Below are 17,299 nucleotides of genomic sequence, written 5' to 3'. Positions count from 1 at the left end.
TGATTTCCTTTGCGGTGGGGGTCAGCGGAAGTTGGCTTTGGCGACAGGCCAGATCCGGCACCCAGGCAGCTCGCGCTTGCCGGCGCGCACCAGGCCGGCGACCGCTTTGTCGATCGCCTCGCGGACCTTCGGATTGTCGGACACGGCATCGAACGCGGCCGCGTAATCCGTGACCTCGCTCTTCCATTCCTGCTTGCCGGACACGGTCGATCCAGTGTCCGAGCGCACCGGCTGATTATTCGGAGCGGCCACGGCCAGCAGCGCGGCGCGTTCCTGCTCCTGCTGTGCCAGTTCGGCGGCCTTGTCAGCGTGGCGGCGGGCCTTGTTCAGCTCGCGCTTGTTCGCGGCGTTCTGCTCAGCTTCGCGCGCGCGGGCTTCTGCCTCTTCGCGCTGACGTTCCGCTTCAGCTGCCCGGTCGGCGGCCGCGCGCTCCTCCGCCGCGATGCGGTCGCGTTCGGCTTTCCGTTCTGCCTCGCGCTTCGCCACGAAAGCATTGCCGATCTGCTCGACCTTGGCCTTGGCCGCATTCACCGATTCCAGCAGCGAATTCTTCTCGGCATCAACCAGCCTGCCGGCCAGAAGATGCGGCTCTTTCGCCTCCTTATGGATGGCGTTGATGTGGTTGATGATCTTGCGGAAGTTGCCGACGAGATCCGCGCACTTGCCCAGGGTTTCATCATCGGTGGCCGTCGCGCGATCCGCAGCGGCGACGTTGCGCTCCAACACCTCGAGAAAGTCAGCCTTGTCGCGCGTCAGCAGGGCGCGGAACTCGGCAGGAATGATCTCCTCCAGCGGAGGTTTGTTATGGCCGATCGGGGCGGCGCTCTGCGGGTTCTCACCCGGCCACGGAGCGACGTCGTCGAACACAGGTCGGGCCGGTACTGGCTTTGTTACGGGCATGGAAAATCCTTCGATTAAAAGGGGAGCGGGCAGTCGATGGAGAGTGGGTCGCGGCGCTGGCGACGGTTTGCGAAGGCGCTGTTCGGCGCGTTCTGCCGGGCCCAAGCCTTGCGGTTGCAGTAGGCGCGGTAATCGGCCTCGCTGATCGGTTCGCCGGCGCAATCAGGCCAGACCCGGTCGAGCTCGATGTAATCGCCATCGAATTCGGCCTGCCATCGCCAGGACCGGTCCATTTCGTCGCCGGTGTCCGGATCGTGCGGCGGGCCGTACCAGATATGCACCCCGCCCCGGACGCCGCCGAACACGAGACGATGGCGGTAATAGCCCTCGGTCGGTTCGCTGACGTCGATGCCCGTGAAGGCGCGGTCGATCGCTCGGCCGCTGGCGTATGAGAACTGCGCGCGGCTCATGGCGCCACCGCCCAGGCCAGAACGGCCAACGACGCGAAGGTGATGGCCACGCCGAAGCAGTGGGCTGCTTCGCGCACGAACACCGGGTGCAGCAGGACGAAGCGGAGGTCGGCGAGCGTCATGCTGCACCGCCTTCCGCTCGGGCGACCAGCATGGCGTCGGCGATGCGGTAAGCCCGCCGCGCTACCCCTTCGCTTTCGTAGATCACGTCAGGCGCTTCGGCGGCCATCAAACCGGTCAAAGCGGCCATCGAGAATTGGTCGCGCAGGTCGGGCGTCTCCCGGCGATCGTCTTCCCTCACCCATCGGGCGAACGCGCATCCGACCCAGTAGCAAGGGATTTGCTGCCCCTCGTCATCGATGATGTCGAAGCAGTTGCAGTCCTCGATTAACACTTCGTACCGCTTACCAATGGTCAAGACGGGCCAAACGCGCTCATCGTCTGAACGGGCTGCAATTTGCTGAGCGACTGCGTAGATCATGCCGCCCTCCGCACGCTGACAGCGCGGCGCAGAGCGAACACGCCGGTCAGCACGTCGAAGACGGTCGGCGTTTCCCAATCTGTTTCGGCGTGCGCCACGGCCATCGCGCGGTCGTTCTTGTCCAGCGCGGCCTGCATGGTGTGGCCAACGGCAGCGTTGATCGCCGTGCGCCGCAGAGCTTCGAGCCGCTTCAGATGGCGGTCGGCGCGGTCGGTCAGGCCGACGAATACTTCGAGATCACAGGTGGGCCGGATCCGCGTGGTTTTGCGCAGCTCGCCGTCCTGCACGCGGGCGATAATCGCCTTCGCCTGCGGCAGCTGGTGCCAGTGCATGGGAACGTTGATTGGCATGTTCGCCTCCATCGGGTGATGGAGGCGATACAACACCGTTATGGTGTTGCTGTCAACACCGTATTGGTGTTACTCGTCTGGGTATGTCTCGTCCGGCCAAAAATCGGGATCAGGATCCACAGCTTCGTCCGCAAGCTTCCGAGGGTTGCGCACAGCAGTTTTCGGCCGATGCGTGCTCACATGCGGTTGGGGTGTAGGCGGGGGCGGCAGCACCGGCTTCGCGCCTTCGAATGCTGCGCGAATGATTGCACCATAAGGTGCTTGGTCCTGAAAAATGGCGATGATCTCGACGCCTTGCCGAATCAATGCACCGATGCGACCGCATCGTTCGGCAGACAGGTATCCGATCTGGATTCCGCGAAAGCTGTAAACCGCGACGGCGGATGGATCGGCGGGGTTCTTCGGCTCTGGCTTCAAATACACCGGCTCGCCAGGCAGGCACATGGCGATTTCGAACCGCCGGCCCGGCCCCTTCTTGTTCGGATAGTCAGCACCAACAACCATGAGGGACAGCGAGGGAAGCATCGCAGCTGCGCCTGCAGTCTGTCCTTACAGCCCGCGTGCTACCCAGATTGCGCGTCCCTCAATGCGCAGGTCTTCAGCGGCAACCTCTTGGTCGCCGACCGTCGGATTGTCGGAAATAACGAGCACCCGTCCGGCTGCGATGGTCCGCAAACGCTTCAATCCCGCCGCGCCAAACAGGTCGATCCAGTAAATGCCATCCTGCTTGGCCAAGGCCCGATCCGTGGTGTCGATCAAGATCGCATCGCCCCAATTCAGCGTGGGGTACATACTGTCGCCGATGCCCGTCACCAGCTTTAGGCGGTGTGCCGGTGAGCGAGTTATGCGGCGGATAAAGGCGAGATCGAACGAAACAGGTTCGGCTTCGACGTAATCGTCGATGACAGTCCCAGGCCCCATCGAAAGCGACAGGTCGAGCCGTTGGATCTGGACAATTTCATTCGGATCATCAGCAGGCAAAACTTCAGTCTGCCCGGACAATGCATAGCCAGCGGGAAGAGGGGTTATGATGTCTGACGGCGTCACTCCAAGCGCCGTTGCAGCCTTGTCGATCCATTCTTGCTTGAGCGTCCGCTGACCTTTTTCGAGCCGCTCGATCTGCTGCCCGGACGTACCCATCCTCTTCCCGAGCTGAGGGCGGCTCCATCCGCGATCAAGTCGCAGGCGCTCAATATTGTTCACGCTGGTCACGGCCCAAACTGCACCAATCTGGTGTAACACCGCCATACTCCGAAATGGTGTTGACTGAACACCACTTGTGACACCATAATGGTGTTGCAAGGAGATCACCGAATGAACCTCAAGGATTGGCTGTCCGACCAAGGGCTGAGGAACGCCGATTTCGCGAAGCGCATCGACTGCACAGCGGAGGCCGTGCGTCGGTATGCCAACGGCGACCGCATCCCTGGCCGCGATATTATGCCCAAGATCGTTGAGGAAACCGGCGGTGCCGTCACCGCCAACGACTTCTTCGATCTCGATCCCGCAGCGATCCAGGCTGCCCAGGCGGCAGCATGACAACAGCCGTTCGCCGTCCCGCGATCCGCGTGATCGCCCGCGTAACCCCGGTAACGCCCGGCCCTACCCGGGCAGCCTGTGTTTCGATCTCCTTTCATGCCGCAATCAATACCCCGGAGAGGCAACCAGATCATGTCGTCCACTGACGCAGTGCAGCAGAATTTTGCCGATCGGCTCAGCAACGTGCTGCGCCGGTATGAGCACGAGGGGCATGGCACGAAGGCCAGCCTGGCCGCGAAGATCGACGAGGAAGCTCGCGACCTGACGCGCTGGGCCAACGGCACCACCATGCCGGGTCACACGCTCGTGATGCTGCTGGGCGAACTGCCCCGCCACCTCGCCGACGAACTGATCCGCCCCTGCGGCTTGAAGTTGATCAGCCGTGACGCGCCTGCTGACGCCAATGTCCTGAGCGCTGCAGCTGCCGCCGCTGATTTCGCCAGCGACGTGGCGAGCAGGTTGGCGGACGGCGAATATTGCCACCGCGACCAGGAAGCGACCCGGCAGAAGGCGCAGCGGACCATCACCGAACTGGCCAAGCTGGGGGACGCGCTGTGATCCGCTCGCATCTCGCCCGCATCGGCCTGCTGCCGTCGACTGATAACGAACCGTCGGCCCGGCTGACCATCGCGATGATCGCCATGGCAGTCGCGCTAGCCCTCATCTTCCTCGTCCCTCTGATCGAGTGACGATCCACGAAATCAGGCGCCGGCGCGGCGGCGAAAAAGGGGGGATGGAGCCACGAGGTTTCCCGGGGCTGGTCCTGACAGGGGAGTCCCCTCTCCCAACTCCCCACCAGCTTAATCCCCCTCCGCGACCCCATCACCGAAAGGAGCCTATCATGGCCAATGCAGCACGAAAGGAAGACGGAGAAGGCTCCGGCATCAGTGGCGAATACACCCGCCCCGACGCCAAGCTCGCCGTCCGGATCTACCGCGAAGAAGTCGCGCCGAAGCTTGCGCACATGGCGACCATCAAGGGCGACCTGTCCGACCCGCACAAGCGGATCAAGGACGAGGCGCACTTCCCGCGCAAGGTGCTCGATTTCCTCGTCACCCTCGACGACATGGAAGACGCGAAGCGCGACCACTGGCTGATCGCCCTGTCCGAAGGGATGAAGGAACTGGAGCTGGTCGTGCCGACCGATCTGGTTTCGCTGGCTGATGGATCTGCCGGGCAGTCGCCCCTTCCTTCCGGCGCGCGGGCGCGCATGTCGCTGGTCACCACCAATCCGCCGCCCCAGCCCAGCGATGGCACGGAAACAGATCTCGCCGGCGAAGATGCCGATGATGATGATGATGGCGACGACTTCGACGAGGCGGACGAGAGCGAGCTAGCCGCTCAACAGACCCGACCCAGCACCGAAGCTGCCCAGGCAGAAGCGGACGCCGCGAGCGAGGCGCCGAAACGCGGCCGCAAGCCGGGCGTGTCGTCGGTCAAGTCCGCGCCCAGCCCCAGCACCACCGAACACTGATCACGCAGGGCGGCGCCCGCGTGGTGCCGCCCGCTCTCACGGGTGAAACGAAATGGCGATCCTCGCTCTCGATTTGTCGAAATCGAACACCGGCTGGGCCGTATGGAAACCCGGCTGGGAAGCCGCGCGCTACGGAAGCTGGCGGCTGGGCAGCGAGTTCACGTCTGATGGGCAGGTGTTCTGCAAGCTGCATCAGCAGATGACCGATCTGTGGAAGGTCATGCCGTTCGCCTCGATCTATTTCGAGCAGGCGATCCTGCCTGCCAACCTGAGCGGCGCGACCAACATCCGCGCGCTTTCGCTCGCATCCGGTCTGGCCGCCCATGTGGAAAGCTTCGCCAACGCGATGCGATGCCAGGCTACCGCGATCAATGTTTCCACGTGGCGCAAGGACTTCATCGGCACCGATCTGGTCAAGGACGCGAACGCCAAGGCCCGAGCCAAGCGCAAGGCCGAAGGCAAAGGCTCGGCACGTGATGAACTGAAGCGGCTGACGATCGAACGCTGCCGGCAGTTAGGCTTCTCTCCGCGCAAGGATGACGAAGCCGACGCGCTGGGCATCCTGGATTACTCGCTCGGCTTCCACGAGCAGATCACACCGCCATGGCGCGCCCAAGAAGTGCTGCGCCCGATGCTTGGGGGTGCGGCATGACCAACCCTTATCGGATCGAGGGGCCCGCGCTGATCTCGTTCTCGGGCGGCCGCACGTCGGCCTACATGCTCAAGCAGATCATCGACGCGCACGGCGGCCAGCTGCCGGATGACGTGCATGTCTGCTTTGCCAACACTGGAAAGGAGCGCGAGGAAACGCTGCGGTTCGTGCACGAATGCTCTGTTCGCTGGGGCGTGCTGGTGCGGTGGCTTGAATGGCGCCGAGGAGAAATTGGCTTTGAGGAAGTTGGGTTCAATAGTGCGCACCGGAAAGGCGAACCTTTCGCGGCGTTGATAAGCACTCGCGGATACCTCCCGAACGTGGCTAGGCCATGGTGCTCCATGAGCCTCAAGCAAGCCGTCTGTCGCAAGTTTGCTCTGTCGGTCTTTGGCCCCGGAAGATACTTGTCCGTGGTCGGCCTACGTTATGACGAAGAAGGTAGAGTTGCTGAAGCGCGTCGGCGCACAAAGTCGAAGAAGGATGCGTGGAACAGCGCAACTCCTCTCTATAATGCAAAGGTTACCAAGCGTGACGTTCGCGCGTTTTGGGACGCGCAGGGCTTTGACCTCGGGCTCCTCAATTTTGAGGGAAATTGCGATGGGTGTTTCCAGAAGTCGGTAAGACTTTACGAGGTCGAAAGGTACGCTCCAGGCACGCTTGACTGGTGGATTGAGCAGGAAGAGCGCGTTGCAGCGACAGCCGAACCTGATGCGCGGCATTGGATCCTCGGCCGCAGCTATTCCGAAATTCGCGATGCCATTCGGCGCCAACCCGACATGTTTATGGGGGCATTCGACGCCGATCCGGATGACGCCGAATGCGGGCTCTGGTGCGCTGGGGAGGCGGCATGACTGGCGTGCTGTCTCCCGCACCTCATCGCCCGATCCTGCGCTGGCATGGCGGCAAATGGCTGCTGGCGCCCTGGATCATCAGCCAATTCGGTCCGCATCGGGTATATGTCGAGCCGTTCGGCGGCGCATGGTCCGTTGGGTTTCGAAAGGACCGCGCCAAGGCAGAGGTCTGGAACGATCTCGACGCTGAACTGGTGAACCTGTTCCGGGTGCTCCGAAATCCGGCGGACGCTAAGAAGTTGGTGCGGGCTCTGCGCCTGACGCCCTTTGCCCGAGACGAATTCAACGACGCTTACGAAATGTGCGCCGATCCAGTCGAGCGCGCCCGCCGACTGATGGTGCGCAGCTTCATGGGTCACGGGAGCGACGGGGCCAGCGGCCAATACCGCACCGGGTTTCGAGCCAACAGCAATCGCTCTGGCGGCCCCCCTGCCGGCGATTGGAAGAACCTGCCCGATGGGCTTGAGGTCGCGATTGCCCGGCTGGCCGGCGTGATCATCGAGAACCGCCCGGCCGTCGCTGTCATGGCCCAGCACGATTCCACTGCGACGCTCCACTTCGTCGATCCACCGTACCTGCATGAAACCCGCTCTCGCGCCTGTCGTCGGGCCGATAGCGGCGGCGTCTATCGCCACGAGCTTTCGGACGATCAACATCGCGAACTGTTGCAGTTTCTTCAAACGCTGGAAGGCATGGTGATCCTCTGTGGTTACCCCAGCGATATGTACGACACCGCCTTGGCAGGTTGGACGCGTATCGAGCGCGCCGCTCTCGCCGACGGCGCCCGCCCGCGCACCGAAGTGCTCTGGCTCAATGCTGCCGCAGCTGCTGCGCGGCCTCAGGGCGACATGTTCCCGACGGAGATCGCTGCATGACCGGCAACCTTTCCACCGCTGTTCGGCAGCGCCGTGTAGAACCGCATGATAGTCTGGATGATTTCCCGACCCCGCCTTGGGCAACCCGCGCGCTGTGCGAATTTTTGCAGAACGGTCCTCCAAGCGATCCGCTGGATCAGCGAACCTGCAGAGAGCCGGCGGCCAACCGCGGGCACATGGTGCAGCCGCTCAGCGAGTATTTCCAGCGTGTCATAGCCAGTGACGTGTTCGATTACGGCGCTGGCTTTGATCAGCAGGATTACCTGTTCGGTCCAGCACCAGACGCTGTCGATTGGACGATCACGAACCCGCCGTTCAAGCTGGCCGAGCAGTTCATCGAACGAGCCATTGCGACAAGCAAGCAAGGCGTGGCGATGATCGTTCGCGCCGCCTTCCTGGAAGGTGTCGGCCGGCACCAGCGGCTCTATTCGGAAAACCCGCCAGCCTACGTGCTCCAGTTCACGGAAAGGGTGGTGATGCACAAAGGCCGGCTCTCTCCCAAGGGTTCGACGGCAACGGCCTATGCTTGGCTGATCTGGCTGACCGGGCCGCGCGCCGAATGGTCCACTCGCCTGCGGTGGATCGCCCCCTGCCGAAAACAGCTCGAACGCTCGTCTGATTACGAGGGCTATCAATGACCCAATTCCGCATCGATCTGTCCGCAGCGCCGTCCGCCATGGAGCGCTTGGCAGCCAGCTGGGGCAAGGCCGCGCCGCCAGCGCGCCGAGTGACCAGCAATCCCCCCGCCAGGGCACTTATGCCCGCCAAGCGCTCTCTGGCCCCTTCACAACGCGCCCAGGCGGCAATCGCACGCCCGACCGGGTGCTGGCTGTCACGCGTGCTGAAGGAAGGCTGACGCCAGTGGGCACCAACCGACCCCCACCCATGATTGCCGAAGAGGTCGACCTGCAGGACTTCCCGTTCATGCCGCTGCATGTCGCACGCCTGCGTGACAGCGATCTGGCGGCCGAGGAAGAGCCTGAGACGTGCTGGTACGCGGTCCTGCTTTGGGCGGCATCCTGGCACCAGATTCCGGCTGGCAGTTTGCCGAACAACGACACGGTTCTGATGCGTCTGGTCGGGCTTGGCCGGGACAAGCGAACATGGGCAAAACACAAGGAAGGCGCACTGCGCGGCTTCGTTTTGTGCAGCGACGATCGCTTTTATCATCCGGTTGTCGTCGAAACCGCTCTCGACGCGTGGAATGGCAAACTGCGGCAAAGGCACGCCAAGTTCTGCGCGGCGGTGCGCAAGCACAACCAGCGCAACACCGATAAACAGGTTAATTCTCCGTCATTTGACGAGTGGGAGGCCCTTGGTCGTCCTGAGCGTGTCACTGAGACAGTCACGGAATTGTCACGCGTGACACCCGAAAATGTCCCGCGTGACATGGGCTCCAAGGGACAGGGAGAGGGACAGGGAGAGGGACAGGGAGAGGGACAGGGAGATTCTAGTAATATAGAAGAACCTGAAGGTTCTTTTGTCGACGACGGGTCGCCGACGGGGGAAGACCAGAACCTGTTTGGGGATGCTGCCCCACCCGTCCCTGCCGAGCCTGAATTCCGACCTGAGCACGTCGTCGAGGCGTGGAACAAGCTCGCGGCCGACTGCGGCCTGCCCCGTGTCGAGAAGCTCAGCGACCAGCGCCGCAAGCAGCTGAAAGCCCGGATGCGCGAGTACGGCATCGACGACTTCGTGCGAGCGCTCGACGCCATCCGGAACAGCAAATTTCTGCGCGAGGGCAACGGCACCTGGCGCGGCGCGAACTTCGATTTTTTCCTGCAACCATCGAGCTTTCTCAAGCTGATCGAGGGGCAATATGACCAACCCGCTCACTGAACGCGTCTCGGCTGGCGCGACCTTCGGTCATCGCTCGATGGCGCCCGGCGAAACCCGCGTTGTCGTCGATACCCGAACCGGTCGGACGATCACAATCCACCGCACGGCGCGCGATTACGTTCACGACCTCTGCGATGCGTACAACGCAGCGCTCAGCCCTGCCGCATCGGAGCGCGGACTGGCGTGGGTCGTGACGCCGAGCGGCGCGCTGATGATGATCGTCCGCGACAGCTGGTCGCTCGAAAACACCCGCCGGATGCGCCAGCGCCGCGAAACGGAATCCTCCCGCATGGTCCGTCGCACGCTCGAAGCGGAGCGCATGCTGTGACGCGCCGCACATCCCTGACGAAATTCGCCGGCGCCATGCGTGACCCGGATCCCGCGAAGGCTCTGGAAGCGACCCGCGCCGCCTACGAGGCCAGCGGCGGCGAGGTCGTGCTGATCAACAAATCCTGGCTGCCCGGCTGGTCGGATCAGGCCCTGCTCGATGGCCTGGCCAAGAAGGCGCTCAAAGTGAAACGTGGAAAGTAATCGATGACGGACGGGGCAGACAGGCTGAGGATCGAACGCAATCGGGAGCGCAGGCGCGTTTTCGATATGCTGGCGCGCGACAAGGCCGACCGGGCGCGGGAGGTGGCGCGTCGCGAAGCGGAGCAGCAGGTCGCATCCGGATCGTTCGCTAACCTCGCCGACACGGTGATCGAGCCGACGCCCGAATGGATGGCGAAGGGAGACACGGTGCCGTTCACCCCGAAGCAACCGGACGGCACCGTCCGCGTGGTTCGGTCCGTGCGCCGCGTGGTGACGCCGATCGTGATCCGCATGTGGCGGGCTGGGCGGTTGGGCGATGACCAAGCGCGCGCTTGCATCTGGTACCGTGAATGCCACGACATCGCCGGTCTGGTCGGCCGGTTTTCATCGACCCAGCTTTCAGACAACTCAGGCGGCAGCGATCGCCGATCAGTCGGGTTCGCGGGTCACATTCCGATCACCAGCTGGGAGGCAAATGCGCGCCGGATGTATCGGGAAGCGAAGGCCCAACTGCCTGCCGAATACATCAAATTCTTCGAGATCATCGTGCTGGAAGACGTCGCGATCGGTCTGGCCACCCGTTTCGCACGCTGCCGCAACGCCAGAGCGATAGGAATATTCCGGCAACTAGCTGATAAGATTGCCGTATTCTGCGAAACCAACGACATCGACTATGACGTCAAGCTCGACGCGCGTTGACATGGGGAGAGTTTTCTGCGAGTTCTCCAACCGTGTCGTGGTGGGTCCAGAGTTGGCCCGAGCGATATTTCTCCAGATTTCAGGTAGTTGAATGGCGCGCAAAGCGACCAATCCTGCTGCGCGCGTTCGGACCTTGGAAGCATCGCTTGCCAAGGCCAAGACACTACCGCGCGGCACGGTCCTTACCGCCGACCCGATGGCCGAACTGCTCGGCCTGTCATGGGTAGCGCTGCGCACCTGGTGCAATGACATTCCCGGCTTCGAGGCCGACAAGCATTTCGTCCGCGGCGGCAATGGCATCGAATGGCAGTTCAAGCCGGTCGCCTCGATCCAGTTTCTGATCAAGCATTTCACGGCCGAACAGCAGCGGGGCATCCAGCGCCGCCGGGCCGTCAGGCAGGCGATCGGCAGCTCTGTCATCGACGACATCGACGAGGACCTGAGCCTCGAAGAAATCGACAAGATCATTCGGCTGCAGACCCGGTTGCGTGAAGAGCGAGAACGCCAGGGGCAGCTGATCGACCGCACCGTAGCCGAGGATGCCATCGCGAAGATGGTCGCATCGATGCAGCGCGCGGGGTTGCAGGCAGCCCGCGAACAGGACCCCACCGGCCAATGGCCGCCGGAGATATCGGAGAGCTTCGAAAATGCCGTCAACTCGCTCATCCTGCACATGGGGCAGGCTGGCGAGAAGTGCCTGAGCGATTTGCGTGGAGGGTCTGCTTAACCGAAGCGCGCTGAGCCGCGAGGTGTTCGCCTTGGGCTCGGGCCAGTTCTTCGCCGACCCGCTGAGGATGCTCGGCGACGGGCTGGCGCTGTTCCGGCCACCGGAGCAGATCAGCACGATCGAATGGGCAGAGCAGCATCGCAAGTTCCGGCTGCCCGACAGCGGCGCCCTAGTCTCCTACGATCGGATGCGGACGCCGTACAATATCGGCCCGTCTGACGCGCTGGACGAACCAGGCGTCGAGCTGGTGGTGATGGTCAAGCCGTCCCGTTCGGGGGGCACGACCGTAGCCGAGAACTACCTCGGCAAGATGATCGACGTCGGCCCCATGGGGCGGGTCGGCTGGATCCTGGGATCGGACAAGGCCGTTGGCGAATACTGCGAAGGCGTCATCAAGCCGCTGTTCGATGATCACCCTCGCCTGCGGGCCAAAATCGGCACCGGCCGATCGGACAACAACGACAAACGCAAGCGCGTGTCGGGGCAGCTGATCGAGTTCCTGCCGGCGAATGATTCCACATTCCGCAACCGCGAATTCGTGTTCGGCGTGATGGACGAGCCGGACGGTTGGTCGAAGTTTTCGGAATCGGCGAAAACCCAGCTGGAAGGCCGGCAGAAGAACATCGGGCGGCGGCGCAAAGGGATCATCCTGTCCCACCCTGACAAGGGATGGAAAGCGGGCACTGCGGCTGCCTGGGTGACCACGTCGCGCGGGATCTACGTCATGCGCTGCGCGGCTCCGGAATGCCGGATGTTCGCGGCAGCTTACGCAACGAAATTCTGGCCTGGCGTGCCGGAATTCAAACTGGATTACGCCAAGAACGAACGGCTGAGCGATGACGCCCGTGTCGATTTGGCGAGCCGCAGCGCAGGCATGTCATGCCCGCACTGCGGCACTATTCACGACGACAAAGCGCGGTTCGCCATGGTGGATGAAGCCGGTCTAAACGACTGGTGGATGCATCGCGGCCAAACTCTGGACCCGGTGCGCGGCATCGAAGGCGAGCCGGATCCACATACCGAGCGCGGCTTCTGGGTGCACGGGCTGATGATCAAGACATCTCCCGCCGCCAAGCTGGCCGCCGGGCTGGAAAAGGCGCTGATCGATTACGAGCGCTCCGGCGGCAGCAAGGTCAAAACCAAAGCGCTGCGGGAATTGATGTCCAAGCAGTTGGGCGAGATTTTCGAAGGCAAGGCCGGCATCGAAGGCGTCGACAGCGCCAAGCTGCAACAGCGCGCCAGCCAGACGGCAGAGGCGCCAGCCCTGCCCCGTGGCGTCTTCCCGCTTGCGGCAAAGTTCATCACGGCGGCTGTCGATGTCGGCGCGGGCAAGTTCGACATCAGCTTCCGCGCCTGGGATCTGGAATCGCGGTCCTGGTGGCTGGACCGGCTGACTATCCGGCAGCGCCGGTGGCCCGACGGCCGGCTGCGCAACCTGCGCACGCGCGATCGGATCGACGATTGGGATATCCTGATCGAGGAAGTGATTCTGCGGAAGTTCCCGATGGAGGGAGATCCGGACCGGGAGATGCCGGTTGCCGCGGTGGCGATCGACGTCAGCGACGGCAATGTCACATGGAAAGGGCGGGAGTTCGCCCGTCGGTGCCTGCGCCGCAAGCTCTATTGGGGCAAGCCGGCGCAGCCATGGGCGCGCGTCCGGCTGATCCAGGGCTCGCCCAGCCCGAAGGCTGACGAGGTGCCCGTTCGGCCCCGCCAGATCAGCGAGGACGAAAACGGCAAGCTGGTCGCGCCGATCGTGCAGGAATGGACCCTCGGCGCGCACAAGCTGAAGGAACTGGCGCTCGAGCGGCTGGCCATCACGGATGACGGCCCAGGCCAATGCAATTTCGCCGCCGACATCGATGCTGAATATTACGACGAATATTTCAACGAGCCGCTGATCGACGGGAAGTTCGAACGGCAGGGCCCGAACGAAAGCCTCGACCTGTTCGGTTACGAGGAAGCGGTGCGGATCATGTTGAAGCCGGACCGTCGCGACCTTTGGAACAACCCCGATCGGCCGCCCGCCTGGGCCCGTCCGATCAATCTGCACCAGCAACCGGAGGGAGGTGATCAAGCGGCCCCGGCTGAGCAGCCAGCTCGGCCGAAGGAAACACGTTCAATCATGGAGCGCATGGCAGCGCTTGGCAGCCGAGGAAGTGGGATCAGGTGACGCAGCGAAGCACAACGGAGATAGGCGCCGACCTGGTGGACTATCGCGCTGCGCGCAGCGCGCTGGTCAAGGGCGAGCGCGTCGAAGACATCTGGGAAGATGGCGCGCGGATGAAGCTCGCCGGGCTGTCGTTGGCCGACATCAACGCGGCGATCGCTGATCTCGAGCGCGAGTATGAAGCGGCAAGCCAGGCGGAAGCCGGCCGCCCGCGTCGCCGCGCGATCTCTCTGCGCTGGTCGAACTGACATGGCAGCCATGGCGAAACCTCGCATCCGCGTCCGCGCGGATGGCACGATCCCGCGCGGCCAAGCGGCGCTGCTGGGCTTCGAAACTGGAAGGCGCGACGCTGGCCGGCGGGACCTGTCCGAGTTCTCCGGCTGGAACCCAGGCCTTGGCCATGCCGGGTCGGCCTTCGAGCGCGAATGGAAGGCGATCACCGGCCGTGCGCGCGGCCTCGATGAAAACAACGGCTGGATCAATGCCGGGCTCGATCGACGTGTCGAAGCGGTGGTTGGCGTCAATATCCGCCTGTCCTCGCAGCCGATCTATGAACTGCTCGGTCGCGATTACGAATGGCGCATGCGCTGGACAGGCGATGTGCAGGCACGGTTCAAGGTCTGGGCCAATGACATCGAACGCCGCTGCGACGCGCGCAAGCGCCTGTCGTTCGGGGCGATGGCTCGCCTCGCCTATCTGACCTATGCGCGCGACGGCGAGGCAATCGCCGAGATCCGCGATGCGAAGCGCGGGCTGCGCAACACGACCAACGTGCTGCTGATCGAGCCCGAACGGGTCGGCACACCGCCCGGCAAAATCGAAGGCCCCGACCTGCGGAACGGGATCGCCTTCGACCGCGACGGCGCGGCCACGGGCGCATGGGTACGGCGCTTCCATCCGTCCGACGATGTCGCGACGGCCGACCGTGACGAGTTCGATTTCATCCCGGCCTATGGGAAGACGGGTCGGGCGAAGCTGGTCCACATCTTCAACCCGCGCCGCATCGAGCAGAATCGCGGGGTCAGCCGGCTGGCCGAAGTCATGGTGCCGGCCAAGATGCTCGACCGGGTGGACCGGGCCGAGGTCGAAGCTGCGCTGAAATCCGCGCTGCTGTCGATCTTCATCAAGTCGCCTGGCACCACCGAAGATATCGAAGCGGCGCTGGCGCCGGCCAACGACGATATTGCCGGTGATCCCGATCCGTGGATTTCGGCCTATCTCGGATTGCGCGAGAAAAACCCTGTCGCAATCCAGGGCGCGCAGATCACCCATCTGCTTCCGGGTGAGGACGTCGAAACGCCGCCGGCAACGCGGCCCAATGCAAATTACCCCGATTTCGCCCGGTTCGTTCTGCAGAAGGTCGCAGGCTCGCTCGGCGTGTCCTACCCGCAGATCTCGCAGGACTGGGCGGGCATCAATTATTCATCGGCGCGCGCGCTGCTCAATGAGCTGTGGCGCTCGTTCCTCGAGGACCGGCACTATTTCACACAGGCGTTCCTGACGCCGATCTACGCGGCCTGGCTGGAGATGGAGGTCGCGCTCGGCGACGTGAAGGTGCCCGGCGGGCCGGCCAACTTCTACCGCAACAAGACGGCGATCTGCATGGCCGAATGGATTGGCCCAGGCCGGGGCAGCGTGGATCCGCTCAAGGAAGCGAACGCCAACAATCTCGATACGGCAGCCGGGCGCACCTCGACCGTCGAAACGATCCTGGAGCGCGGACGCGACCCGTCCGACGTGCTGGCCGAAGAGGATTGGTACCAGACCGAACGCGAGAAACGGCGCGGCCTGGGGCCCGTTAACCACAACGTCAAAGCGGCGGCTGAAGCGAGCGAGCAAGCCGACGCAGACGCGGCAGCCGAAGAGGCGCCCAGCACTGACAGCCGCCGCACCAGGGAACCCGAAGCAGCATGAAACTCCCGCCCCGCCCCTGCGGCTTCTCCAACATCGCGAGCCAGATGCTGAACCGGCCGCTCCTGATCCATCCCCACAAGGTCGAGGTGCTGGTCTGCGCGCTGCATACCAAGCTCGGCATCGTGAAGATGGAAACGATCGACGGCGTGACGCTGGAAGCGCAAGGCATGCTCCACCAGGCTGAGCTGGCCCAGCAGCAGGCCCTTGCCCGCGATGCCAGCTACGACCGCGAAGGGCGCAAGCCCTATGAGATGTCCGGAGACATCGCAGTTATCCGCATCGAAGGCACGCTGGTCCATAAGGCGGGCTGGCTCGACGCGCTGAGCGGCTTCTGCGGTTACACCACGTTGGCCCAGCGCTTCGCTGCCGCCTTTGCGGATCCTGACGTCACCGGCATCTGGGTCGAGATCGACAGCCCGGGCGGATCGGTCGCCGGTCTGTTCGCACTGGTCGAGGAAATCGCGCTCGGCACCCAGAGCATGGGCGGCAAGCCCGTCTATGCCTGGGTCAACGAGATGGCCTGTTCGGCCGCCTATGCCATCGCCTGCGTCTGCGACAAGGTCTTCGGACCCCGTGACGCGATCGTCGGATCAATCGGCAGCGTCATCGTCCACACCAGCATTGCGGCGGCGCTCGAAGAAGGCGGCGTGTCGGTGAAGGTGATCCGCGCGGGCGAGCGGAAATACCGCGGCAATTCGATGGAAGAGCTGGACGAGGCGACCGAGACGAAGCTGCAGACGGCCGTCGACGAAACTCGCGACCGGTTCGCGAACCTGGTTTCGATGGGACGCAACCTGCCCGTGGCCGACGTGCTGGCCACCGAAGCCGACTGGTTCTCAGGCGATGACGCCGTGCGGCTCGGCCTGATGGATGAGGTGCTTGCCGAGCGGACTGCATGGGCCCGGCTCGAAGACGAGTGCGACCGCATCAAACGCAGCGAACGTGAAAGGAGGCACCTGTCGTGACCGAGCGCTTTGCGAATTTTCAGGCGCGGCTCGAAGGCCGCCCTGCCCTGCCGGCAGCGCCCGGCGCCACAGAGATCCCGGTAACCGAGCCGGAGAATGAAGAGGACCAGAACATGGCCGACGAAACGCCGCTCGCCGAGCGGGAAGATTACCAGGCCGGCCACGCTGCCGGCATGTCCGCCGCCCTTGCCCGCATGACAGCGGTTTTTGGGCATGAAGCCGCCCAGGGCCGCGAGGCCACTGCAATGAAGATGCTCTGCAAGCCGAACATGTCGGCCGAAGACATCACCGACCTGCTGGCGGATTACCCTGTTACAACGCCCGCAGCGGAAGCGCCGGCCGCTGGCGCCGACGCCACCGAAGCTGCCGAGGCGGCTGCCCGGGCCGAGATGCGCGACGCGATCAGCGAGACGCAGAACAGCGACATCGTTCCGACGGGTGGCAAGAGCGGCGGCAGCGCCAAGGCTGCCACCGATGGAGTTTGGGACCGCGCCAACGCTGCCGTTGGCCGGGTGAAGAAGGACTGAAACCATGGCAGTCGCAACTTTCGACAATCGCGGATCCGGGTGCTACCTGGGCGAAACCGCATCCCTCAACATCGTCAACGAAGAGATCATCGTCGCCTCGGGCGCCGGTGTGCTTCGCCCTGCAACGGTTCTGGGAAAGATCACCGCCAGCGGCAAATATGTCGCCCACGACGCCGCCCTGACCAACGGCGCTGAAGTGGCGGCCGCGATCCTCTTCCACCGCGTCGATGCCACGGCGGCGGACGCTAAGTCGGTGGCGACCGTGAACGGCCCGGCCACGATTAACGGCAACATGCTGATCCTCAAGGCAGGCATCAGCGCCGCCAACAGAGCAGCTGCGCTCAACGCCCTGCGCGCCAAGGGCATGAAGGTCCTGCCGCAGCACTCGGCCTGAC

At 63.7% G+C, this 17,299-nt stretch carries 27 protein-coding genes; 20 read left to right on the top strand and 7 right to left on the bottom strand.

Annotation, left to right across the window (positions count from 1 at the left end; all coding sequences use genetic code 11):
- Nucleotides 1-21: 21 nt before the first annotated feature.
- From GRI97_RS08255 to GRI97_RS08230, 7 genes are all read right to left on the bottom strand, one after another.
- Nucleotides 22-867 carry a hypothetical protein gene (locus GRI97_RS08255; RefSeq protein WP_161390564.1) on the bottom strand — a complete coding sequence of 282 codons (846 nt, stop codon included), beginning with the start codon at nucleotides 865-867 and terminating at the stop codon, nucleotides 22-24.
- 47 nt (nucleotides 868-914) lie between these two features.
- Entirely contained in the window at nucleotides 915-1,310 is a 396-nt protein-coding gene (locus tag GRI97_RS08250) for a hypothetical protein (protein ID WP_161390563.1), read from the bottom strand.
- Nucleotides 1,307-1,432, bottom strand: a complete 126-nt coding sequence (locus GRI97_RS18800) for a hypothetical protein (RefSeq protein ID WP_268891159.1) — start codon at nucleotides 1,430-1,432, stop codon at nucleotides 1,307-1,309. The genes GRI97_RS08250 and GRI97_RS18800 overlap by 4 nt, the downstream gene beginning before the upstream one ends.
- Complete coding sequence (locus GRI97_RS18380) at nucleotides 1,429-1,791, bottom strand: hypothetical protein (RefSeq protein WP_202392603.1); 363 nt, start codon at nucleotides 1,789-1,791, stop codon at nucleotides 1,429-1,431. Before GRI97_RS18380 ends, GRI97_RS18800 begins: the two co-directional genes overlap by 4 nt.
- Nucleotides 1,788-2,141, bottom strand: a complete 354-nt coding sequence (locus tag GRI97_RS08240) for a hypothetical protein (RefSeq protein WP_161390562.1) — start codon at nucleotides 2,139-2,141, stop codon at nucleotides 1,788-1,790. Before GRI97_RS08240 ends, GRI97_RS18380 begins: the two co-directional genes overlap by 4 nt.
- A 69-nt stretch (nucleotides 2,142-2,210) precedes the next feature.
- The gene (locus GRI97_RS08235) at nucleotides 2,211-2,666 is read right to left on the bottom strand and encodes an HIRAN domain-containing protein (protein ID WP_161390561.1); all 456 of its coding nucleotides are present in this window, start codon (nucleotides 2,664-2,666) and stop codon (nucleotides 2,211-2,213) included.
- Between the two features lie 24 nt (nucleotides 2,667-2,690).
- On the bottom strand, nucleotides 2,691-3,353 hold the full coding sequence (locus GRI97_RS08230; protein WP_161390560.1) for a LexA family transcriptional regulator: 663 nt from the start codon (nucleotides 3,351-3,353) through the stop codon (nucleotides 2,691-2,693).
- A gap of 102 nt (nucleotides 3,354-3,455) precedes the next feature.
- Between GRI97_RS08230 and GRI97_RS08225 the strand changes: the two genes are divergently transcribed.
- From GRI97_RS08225 to GRI97_RS08140, 20 genes are all read left to right on the top strand, one after another.
- Nucleotides 3,456-3,680 (top strand): helix-turn-helix domain-containing protein, encoded by a 225-nt coding sequence (locus tag GRI97_RS08225; RefSeq protein ID WP_161390559.1) that lies wholly within the window; start codon nucleotides 3,456-3,458, stop codon nucleotides 3,678-3,680.
- Nucleotides 3,681-3,812: 132 nt separating this feature from the next.
- On the top strand, nucleotides 3,813-4,238 hold the full coding sequence (locus GRI97_RS08220; RefSeq protein ID WP_161390558.1) for a hypothetical protein: 426 nt from the start codon (nucleotides 3,813-3,815) through the stop codon (nucleotides 4,236-4,238).
- Nucleotides 4,235-4,369: a hypothetical protein gene (locus GRI97_RS18795; RefSeq protein WP_268891157.1), complete on the top strand. Its 135-nt coding sequence runs from the start codon at nucleotides 4,235-4,237 to the stop codon at nucleotides 4,367-4,369. The genes GRI97_RS08220 and GRI97_RS18795 overlap by 4 nt, the downstream gene beginning before the upstream one ends.
- A 152-nt stretch (nucleotides 4,370-4,521) precedes the next feature.
- The gene (locus tag GRI97_RS08215) at nucleotides 4,522-5,154 is read left to right on the top strand and encodes a hypothetical protein (RefSeq protein ID WP_161390557.1); all 633 of its coding nucleotides are present in this window, start codon (nucleotides 4,522-4,524) and stop codon (nucleotides 5,152-5,154) included.
- A 52-nt stretch (nucleotides 5,155-5,206) separates the two neighbouring features.
- Nucleotides 5,207-5,806 carry a hypothetical protein gene (locus tag GRI97_RS08210; protein WP_161390556.1) on the top strand — a complete coding sequence of 200 codons (600 nt, stop codon included), beginning with the start codon at nucleotides 5,207-5,209 and terminating at the stop codon, nucleotides 5,804-5,806.
- Nucleotides 5,803-6,657 (top strand): adenine nucleotide alpha hydrolase family protein, encoded by an 855-nt coding sequence (locus GRI97_RS08205; protein WP_161390555.1) that lies wholly within the window; start codon nucleotides 5,803-5,805, stop codon nucleotides 6,655-6,657. The genes GRI97_RS08210 and GRI97_RS08205 overlap by 4 nt, the downstream gene beginning before the upstream one ends.
- Nucleotides 6,654-7,532, top strand: a complete 879-nt coding sequence (locus GRI97_RS08200; RefSeq protein WP_161390554.1) for a DNA adenine methylase — start codon at nucleotides 6,654-6,656, stop codon at nucleotides 7,530-7,532. The genes GRI97_RS08205 and GRI97_RS08200 overlap by 4 nt, the downstream gene beginning before the upstream one ends.
- Entirely contained in the window at nucleotides 7,529-8,170 is a 642-nt protein-coding gene (locus tag GRI97_RS08195) for a methyltransferase (protein WP_161390553.1), read from the top strand. The genes GRI97_RS08200 and GRI97_RS08195 overlap by 4 nt, the downstream gene beginning before the upstream one ends.
- Nucleotides 8,167-8,388 carry a hypothetical protein gene (locus tag GRI97_RS08190; protein WP_161390552.1) on the top strand — a complete coding sequence of 74 codons (222 nt, stop codon included), beginning with the start codon at nucleotides 8,167-8,169 and terminating at the stop codon, nucleotides 8,386-8,388. The genes GRI97_RS08195 and GRI97_RS08190 overlap by 4 nt, the downstream gene beginning before the upstream one ends.
- A 29-nt stretch (nucleotides 8,389-8,417) precedes the next feature.
- Nucleotides 8,418-9,371, top strand: a complete 954-nt coding sequence (locus tag GRI97_RS08185) for a DUF1376 domain-containing protein (protein ID WP_161390551.1) — start codon at nucleotides 8,418-8,420, stop codon at nucleotides 9,369-9,371.
- Nucleotides 9,352-9,699: a hypothetical protein gene (locus GRI97_RS08180; RefSeq protein WP_161390550.1), complete on the top strand. Its 348-nt coding sequence runs from the start codon at nucleotides 9,352-9,354 to the stop codon at nucleotides 9,697-9,699. The genes GRI97_RS08185 and GRI97_RS08180 overlap by 20 nt, the downstream gene beginning before the upstream one ends.
- Entirely contained in the window at nucleotides 9,696-9,902 is a 207-nt protein-coding gene (locus GRI97_RS18375; protein ID WP_202392687.1) for a hypothetical protein, read from the top strand. Before GRI97_RS08180 ends, GRI97_RS18375 begins: the two co-directional genes overlap by 4 nt.
- A gap of 3 nt (nucleotides 9,903-9,905) precedes the next feature.
- Entirely contained in the window at nucleotides 9,906-10,601 is a 696-nt protein-coding gene (locus GRI97_RS08175; protein ID WP_161390549.1) for a hypothetical protein, read from the top strand.
- A 196-nt stretch (nucleotides 10,602-10,797) separates the two neighbouring features.
- Complete coding sequence (locus GRI97_RS08170) at nucleotides 10,798-11,328, top strand: hypothetical protein (protein WP_161390548.1); 531 nt, start codon at nucleotides 10,798-10,800, stop codon at nucleotides 11,326-11,328.
- A complete protein-coding gene (locus tag GRI97_RS08165; RefSeq protein ID WP_161390547.1) occupies nucleotides 11,312-13,501 on the top strand; it encodes a terminase gpA endonuclease subunit in 2,190 nt (729 codons plus the stop codon). The genes GRI97_RS08170 and GRI97_RS08165 overlap by 17 nt, the downstream gene beginning before the upstream one ends.
- Nucleotides 13,498-13,746, top strand: a complete 249-nt coding sequence (locus tag GRI97_RS08160) for a hypothetical protein (RefSeq protein WP_161390546.1) — start codon at nucleotides 13,498-13,500, stop codon at nucleotides 13,744-13,746. The genes GRI97_RS08165 and GRI97_RS08160 overlap by 4 nt, the downstream gene beginning before the upstream one ends.
- Nucleotides 13,676-15,412 (top strand): phage portal protein, encoded by a 1,737-nt coding sequence (locus tag GRI97_RS08155; protein WP_161390545.1) that lies wholly within the window; start codon nucleotides 13,676-13,678, stop codon nucleotides 15,410-15,412. Before GRI97_RS08160 ends, GRI97_RS08155 begins: the two co-directional genes overlap by 71 nt.
- A complete protein-coding gene (locus GRI97_RS08150) occupies nucleotides 15,409-16,377 on the top strand; it encodes a S49 family peptidase (RefSeq protein WP_161390544.1) in 969 nt (322 codons plus the stop codon). The genes GRI97_RS08155 and GRI97_RS08150 overlap by 4 nt, the downstream gene beginning before the upstream one ends.
- Nucleotides 16,374-16,904 carry a hypothetical protein gene (locus tag GRI97_RS08145; RefSeq protein WP_161390543.1) on the top strand — a complete coding sequence of 177 codons (531 nt, stop codon included), beginning with the start codon at nucleotides 16,374-16,376 and terminating at the stop codon, nucleotides 16,902-16,904. The genes GRI97_RS08150 and GRI97_RS08145 overlap by 4 nt, the downstream gene beginning before the upstream one ends.
- A 4-nt stretch (nucleotides 16,905-16,908) precedes the next feature.
- On the top strand, nucleotides 16,909-17,298 hold the full coding sequence (locus GRI97_RS08140) for a head decoration protein (protein ID WP_161390542.1): 390 nt from the start codon (nucleotides 16,909-16,911) through the stop codon (nucleotides 17,296-17,298).
- Nucleotide 17,299: the final 1 nt, after the last annotated feature.

The sequence above is a fragment of the Croceibacterium xixiisoli genome (assembly GCF_009827305.1).
In the GTDB taxonomy this organism is placed as follows: Bacteria; Pseudomonadota; Alphaproteobacteria; order Sphingomonadales; family Sphingomonadaceae; genus Croceibacterium_C; species Croceibacterium_C xixiisoli.
The sequence above is the reverse complement of the archived record's forward strand: the minus strand, read 5'-3'. Positions and strand labels throughout refer to the sequence as shown.

Bases quoted from the DNA above. Each gene is read 5' to 3' on its own strand.
- GRI97_RS08170 (WP_161390548.1), top strand. From the start codon at position 10,798: ATGGCCGAACTGCTCGGCCTGTCATGGGTAGCGCTGCGCACCTGGTGC.
- GRI97_RS18380 (WP_202392603.1), bottom strand. From the start codon at position 1,791: ATGATCTACGCAGTCGCTCAGCAAATTGCAGCCCGTTCAGACGATGAG.
- GRI97_RS08210 (WP_161390556.1), top strand. From the start codon at position 5,207: ATGGCGATCCTCGCTCTCGATTTGTCGAAATCGAACACCGGCTGGGCC.
- GRI97_RS08205 (WP_161390555.1), top strand. From the start codon at position 5,803: ATGACCAACCCTTATCGGATCGAGGGGCCCGCGCTGATCTCGTTCTCG.
- GRI97_RS08175 (WP_161390549.1), top strand. From the start codon at position 9,906: ATGACGGACGGGGCAGACAGGCTGAGGATCGAACGCAATCGGGAGCGC.
- GRI97_RS08180 (WP_161390550.1), top strand. From the start codon at position 9,352: ATGACCAACCCGCTCACTGAACGCGTCTCGGCTGGCGCGACCTTCGGT.
- GRI97_RS08240 (WP_161390562.1), bottom strand. From the start codon at position 2,141: ATGCCAATCAACGTTCCCATGCACTGGCACCAGCTGCCGCAGGCGAAG.
- GRI97_RS08225 (WP_161390559.1), top strand. From the start codon at position 3,456: ATGAACCTCAAGGATTGGCTGTCCGACCAAGGGCTGAGGAACGCCGAT.
- GRI97_RS08150 (WP_161390544.1), top strand. From the start codon at position 15,409: ATGAAACTCCCGCCCCGCCCCTGCGGCTTCTCCAACATCGCGAGCCAG.
- GRI97_RS08185 (WP_161390551.1), top strand. From the start codon at position 8,418: ATGATTGCCGAAGAGGTCGACCTGCAGGACTTCCCGTTCATGCCGCTG.
- GRI97_RS08190 (WP_161390552.1), top strand. From the start codon at position 8,167: ATGACCCAATTCCGCATCGATCTGTCCGCAGCGCCGTCCGCCATGGAG.
- GRI97_RS18800 (WP_268891159.1), bottom strand. From the start codon at position 1,432: ATGACGCTCGCCGACCTCCGCTTCGTCCTGCTGCACCCGGTGTTCGTG.
- GRI97_RS08250 (WP_161390563.1), bottom strand. From the start codon at position 1,310: ATGAGCCGCGCGCAGTTCTCATACGCCAGCGGCCGAGCGATCGACCGC.
- GRI97_RS08140 (WP_161390542.1), top strand. From the start codon at position 16,909: ATGGCAGTCGCAACTTTCGACAATCGCGGATCCGGGTGCTACCTGGGC.
- GRI97_RS08235 (WP_161390561.1), bottom strand. From the start codon at position 2,666: ATGCTTCCCTCGCTGTCCCTCATGGTTGTTGGTGCTGACTATCCGAAC.
- GRI97_RS08155 (WP_161390545.1), top strand. From the start codon at position 13,676: ATGAAGCGGCAAGCCAGGCGGAAGCCGGCCGCCCGCGTCGCCGCGCGA.
- GRI97_RS08220 (WP_161390558.1), top strand. From the start codon at position 3,813: ATGTCGTCCACTGACGCAGTGCAGCAGAATTTTGCCGATCGGCTCAGC.
- GRI97_RS08215 (WP_161390557.1), top strand. From the start codon at position 4,522: ATGGCCAATGCAGCACGAAAGGAAGACGGAGAAGGCTCCGGCATCAGT.
- GRI97_RS08200 (WP_161390554.1), top strand. From the start codon at position 6,654: ATGACTGGCGTGCTGTCTCCCGCACCTCATCGCCCGATCCTGCGCTGG.
- GRI97_RS08195 (WP_161390553.1), top strand. From the start codon at position 7,529: ATGACCGGCAACCTTTCCACCGCTGTTCGGCAGCGCCGTGTAGAACCG.